This window comes from Clostridium sp., assembly GCF_016650035.1.
GTDB lineage: Bacteria > Bacillota > Clostridia > Clostridiales > Clostridiaceae > Clostridium_AD.
On record NZ_JAENWM010000148.1, the window covers coordinates 1 to 5,026 of the forward strand.

Genomic DNA, 5,026 nt, shown 5'->3' on the forward strand with positions numbered 1-5,026 from the left:
GCTAAAAAGCATGAAATAGTGCTTTTCCAACTTAATTATAAAAATATAAAGCATGGAATATCCATAAATATGGATATTCCATGCTTTTTCTGTTCAAGCTTAAAAACTTTACTGAAAAAAGAGTGCTTTTTCAGTGGCCTCTTATCGAAGCGTGATTTTTTTGCGCGAAAATTAAGTTGGCGAAGTAGCATAATTAAATAAAGAAGTATTTTTATAAAAGGTTGATTTAAATCAATCTTTTATATTGTGCGTTTCACTAAGTTTTATAACAAGAAAAGAAATGTTAAATCACCTATTTTTATGGAAACTGGTTGTGGTAAGGTAAGGCCCGAAGGGGTGTTACCGCTATAAAAAAACAATGCATTGTTTGTTGGATCATTTCCACTGAGTGCTTCATTTGCAGCTTTAACAGCACTTGCCTGTGCAGGTCTATTAATGTTACCATTCAGTACTGGTGTAAACTGATAAAAACCATTAGTCTTTTCAGTTATAACATCACTTATTGAATTTGGAAAACTGCTGCTCTTAACTCTATTTATAACCACTGCGCCTACAGCAACCTGAGCATTATAAGATTCTCCTCCAGCCTCTGCAGTTATTAACCTAGCTAGTAAGTCCAAATCACCTGATTCATTTTTAACTTTCGAAGGTATAGTTTGCAGTATTGTAGAACTTGCTTTCTCAGCGGTCTTGACAACTTGTTTAGAAGCTTCCTCGCGTTTTTCATTAGCTTTTTTCAAATTATCTGCTACTTGCTTTGCATCAAGAGCTTGTCTTAATTCATTGGCTTGTGCTATTACTAGTTGTGCACCATATTGCTTCTCTTGAGCACTTAATTGTGATATCAATATATTCTGATCTGCCTTTTGTTTAGTTATAGTGGCTAGATTTTTTTTATTATCAGCTCTTAAAGATAGTAACTTTGTATTTTCTGTCTCTAGTACTACCTTCTTTAAATTAATTGCTTCTTGTTTTGTTTTTAAACTATTAATAACATTATTATTAAAGGTCACTATTGTTTTAATATTTTCTATTCTGGATATAAAATCATCCATACCATTTGAGTCTAGTATTATGTTTATATAGCTTGATGAATCATTCATATACATTACTCTCATCGTTTTATTAAAAACGGTCTGCTCTGCTTTGATATCATTCTCTGCTTTTTCAATATCCATTTCTGTTTGTTTAATATATTTTTGAGTTATATTTATATTGCTTTCATTACTATTAATTTTAGACATAATTGTTTCACGCTGATTGTTTATAAACTCGACTTTATTTTCAATGTCTTGCCTTTGAGTTTGAATCTGATGGATTTTTGCCTTATCTGATGTAGAATCAGCATATACGCTAGTAGAACTAACGCTTATAACTAAGCAAATTGCCATTACGACCGAAATTAATTTTTCATTCAATTCTCCATCTCCCTACATAACATTTTATTTATAAACGTATTATATTTAAAAGGTTTTATTAGCGACATAATAACATACGGTGATACATTTAGCAAAGATTGGATTAATGAAGTATTAGGCATTTTTAATATAAAATAAATATTAACAGACTTAATATTCGATATGTGACAACGGAATAAAAATATATTTTATACATATAATTATAGGATTTTTTTTAAAATCCTAGGAACTAATTTCAAGTTTTTAAATTTATTTTCTATGTACTTTAATTTGCAAATTAAAAGTAGGGTGGGAAAAATGAAGAAAAAAATATCAATTTTGTTGGCTACACTTATGATAGGGACATTAGGGTTAAGTGGTTGTGGAAAGGAAACGGTAGAAAATGTAACAACTGGTGGAGATGTAATTAAAATAGGAGTTTTTGAACCTTTAACTGGAGCCAATGCAGGTGGTGGAGCACTAGAACTTGAAGGGATAAAACTTGCAAACAAGCTTTATCCAGAGGTTCTTGGAAAGAAAGTTGAACTTGTAATTTTAGACAATAAGTCTGATAAAGTGGAAGCAGCAAATGCAGCTGCAAGATTGGTAGATAAAGAAAAGGTTACAGCAATAATTGGAAGCTGGGGAAGTTCACTCTCTATGGCAGCTGGAGATATTATTAAAAAAGGGAAGATCCCAACCATGGGAACTTCATGTACAAACCCACTTGTAACAAAAGGTAATGATTATTACTTTAGAGTGTGTTTTATAGATCCTTTCCAAGGAACTGTTATGGCCAATTATGCATTTAGCACATTAAAGGCTAAAAAAGTTGCTATTGTTCAAGAAGTATCCAATGACTATGCGATTGGACTTGCAAAATATTTTACAGATTCCTTTATAAAATTAACAGGAGACCAGAACTCTATTGTTGCGGTAACAAATTACAATACAGGAGATCAAGATTTTACAGCACAACTTACAAACCTAAAAGCTAAAAATCCGGATGTTATTTTTGCACCTGGTAACTTTACTGAGTCGGCATTAGTTATAAAACAAGCAAGACAATTAGGAATAACTGCACCATTTATCGGTGGAGATACTTGGGAAACACCAGCGTTCTTAGAAATAGGAAAAGAAGCTGTGGAAGGATCCACATTCTCAACCTTCTTTGCTACTGAAAAACCAATTACAAAAGAATCACAAGTATTCCTAGATGCATACAGAAAAGAATATGACGGGAAAGAGCCAGCAGCAGTAACTGCGCTTGCTTATGATGCTTACATTATTCTTTTAGATGGTATTAAGAGAGTGGGAGTTGCAGATTCAGTTAAATTAAGAGATGAACTTACTAATACCAAAGACTTCCAAGGTGCAGCTGGAGTTGTTAATTTTGATGAAAATAGAGATGCAGTAAAGAGCGCTGTTATTAAAGAAGTTAAAGATGGAAAATTCACATTTAAAGAAGTAATAGAGCCTAAATAATAGTGAAATAAAACAATACGCTTCCATCAAAATGGTGTGAAGCGTATTGCAATTAATAATGGTATGAGGGGGACAACATATGAGCTTAGATACATTTTTGCAACATCTTATTAATGGGATTTCTCTTGGGAGTTTGTATGCACTAATTGCAATTGGATATACGATGGTTTATGGGATATTAAGACTGATTAACTTTGCACATGGTGATATTTTTATGATGGCAACGTACTTTGCTTTTTATGCGGTATCTACATTTATCCTACCTTGGTATTTTGCTTTTTTAATAGCAATAATATTGACGGGTGCACTTGGAATGCTAATTGAGAGATCTGCATATAGACCACTTAGAGGCGCTCCAAAAATTTCAATCATGATTTCTGCAATTGGAACCTCTTTTCTTTTAGAAAATGTAGCGATTGTATTATTTGGGGGAATACCAAAGGCTTTTCCAACTCCAGAAATCTTCGATAATATGGTTCAAATTGGGAACATATCTGTACAACGATTGACTTTTCTGATTCCTGTAGTTACACTTGCTCTTCTATTTTTACTATTATATTTAATTAATCATACAAAAAGTGGGATGGCAATGAGAGCTGTTTCAAAAGATTATGAAACAGCAGGACTTATGGGGATAGATGTAAATAAAACAATTTCTTTGACCTTTGGAATTGGATCTATGCTAGCAGCAGTAGGAGCACTCATGTGGGCTTTAAAGTTTCCGCAGATCCAACCACTTATGGGCATTATGCCAGGACTTAAGTGTTTTATAGCGGCGGTTATTGGAGGAATAGGAAACATTAAAGGGGCTGTTATTGGAGGCTTTATTCTAGGTGTAGGGGAAATTATGCTGGTTGCATCGTTTCAAAATTTATCAGGGTATAGAGATGCATTTGCGTTTATATTGCTTATTACTATATTACTAGTTAAACCAACAGGTATTATGGGCGAAAAAATATCGGAGAAGGTGTAGAATATGAAAAAAAGGAATTTTAAATTCACAATAATTTCTATGCTGATTTTGCTAGTACTATTATTTATTGTAGATAGGAATTTAGATCCCTACAATACAAGGATATTAAATTTATGTGCTATTTATGTAATCCTTGCACTAAGTATGAATTTGGTGAATGGTTTTACCGGATTATTTTCACTTGGACATGCTGGTTTTATGGCAGTGGGGGCCTATACTACAGCACTCCTAACAATGTCAGTAGATATGAAGGTACAGAATTTTTTTTAACACCTATCATTAAACCGCTAGCGAACATAACCTTGCCATTTTTACCAGCACTACTAATAGCGGGACTTGTTTCAGCTTTTGTTGGATATTTGATTGCAACACCGGTGCTAAGGTTAAAAGGAGATTATTTGGCAATAGCTACTTTAGGGTTTTCAGAAATTATAAGAGTAGTCTTTACAAATACACAAACCATAACAAATGGGGCCTTAGGCTTAAAAGGTATTCCAAATACTACAAATATATGGTGGACGTTTGGATGGGCAGTGGTTACGGTTATAATAATTACTTCCCTCATAAATAGCTCCTATGGAAGAGCTTTAAAAGCAATACGAGAAGATGAGGTAGCAGCAGAAAGTATGGGAATCAATTTGTTTAAACATAAGGTATTAGCATTTACAATTGGCGCATTCTTTGCAGGTATAGGAGGGTGACTTTTAGGAAATTTGCTCGGTACAATAGATCCACTCATGTTTAGGTTTATCTTAACCTTTAATATACTTCTTATTATAGTACTTGGAGGAATGGGTAGTATCACAGGAACTGTTATTGCAGCTTTTATTGTAACAATTGCAGGAGAGGCATTACGGTTTCTTGATGAGACCATGGACTTTGGATTTATGACTATTCAAGGAATACCTGGACTTAGAATGGTTGTATTCTCGGCATTGCTGGTGATTGTAGTCATCTTTTTCAGGCATGGCCTTATGGGGACCAAGGAACTTAACTTTGACAAAATAATTCAAAGATTTAACAAAAGGCCATCTGAGTACTCACGGAAACTAATAAATAAAACTTGAATTTGTTTTGAGTTGTATAGAATTATAAAATTTAATGATATTAGAGCGGTTTGTAATAAAAACAGGTATAGCAAACAAGCCTGCACGGTGCAAGAATTTTTAAA

At 33.3% G+C, this 5,026-nt stretch carries 4 protein-coding genes and 1 pseudogene; 4 read left to right on the forward strand and 1 reads right to left on the reverse strand.

The window, feature by feature from the left end:
* Positions 1–201: hypothetical protein (locus JJD95_RS19565; RefSeq protein ID WP_291645107.1), on the forward strand; the 201-nt coding region annotated here is incomplete at its 5' end.
* 62 nt (positions 202–263) lie between these two features.
* On the opposite strand, the gene JJD95_RS19570 is transcribed toward JJD95_RS19565, so the two are convergent.
* Positions 264–1,418 carry a cell wall hydrolase gene (locus JJD95_RS19570; protein WP_291645109.1) on the reverse strand — a complete coding sequence of 385 codons (1,155 nt, stop codon included), beginning with the start codon at positions 1,416–1,418 and terminating at the stop codon, positions 264–266.
* A 297-nt stretch (positions 1,419–1,715) separates the two neighbouring features.
* Between JJD95_RS19570 and JJD95_RS19575 the strand changes: the two genes are divergently transcribed.
* From JJD95_RS19575 to JJD95_RS19585, 3 genes and pseudogenes are all read left to right on the forward strand, one after another.
* A complete protein-coding gene (locus tag JJD95_RS19575; protein WP_291645111.1) occupies positions 1,716–2,882 on the forward strand; it encodes an ABC transporter substrate-binding protein in 1,167 nt (388 codons plus the stop codon).
* A 79-nt stretch (positions 2,883–2,961) separates the two neighbouring features.
* Complete coding sequence (locus JJD95_RS19580) at positions 2,962–3,855, forward strand: branched-chain amino acid ABC transporter permease (RefSeq protein ID WP_291645113.1); 894 nt, start codon at positions 2,962–2,964, stop codon at positions 3,853–3,855.
* 3 nt (positions 3,856–3,858) lie between these two features.
* Positions 3,859–4,922, forward strand: a pseudogene (locus JJD95_RS19585) (branched-chain amino acid ABC transporter permease).
* The last annotated feature ends 104 nt before the right edge of the window (positions 4,923–5,026 follow it).

What these genes read in the sequence shown, in the direction of transcription:
- JJD95_RS19575 (WP_291645111.1), top strand. Translation starts at nt 1,716, where the DNA reads ATGAAGAAAAAAATATCAATTTTGTTGGCTACACTTATGATAGGGACA.
- JJD95_RS19580 (WP_291645113.1), top strand. Translation starts at nt 2,962, where the DNA reads ATGAGCTTAGATACATTTTTGCAACATCTTATTAATGGGATTTCTCTT.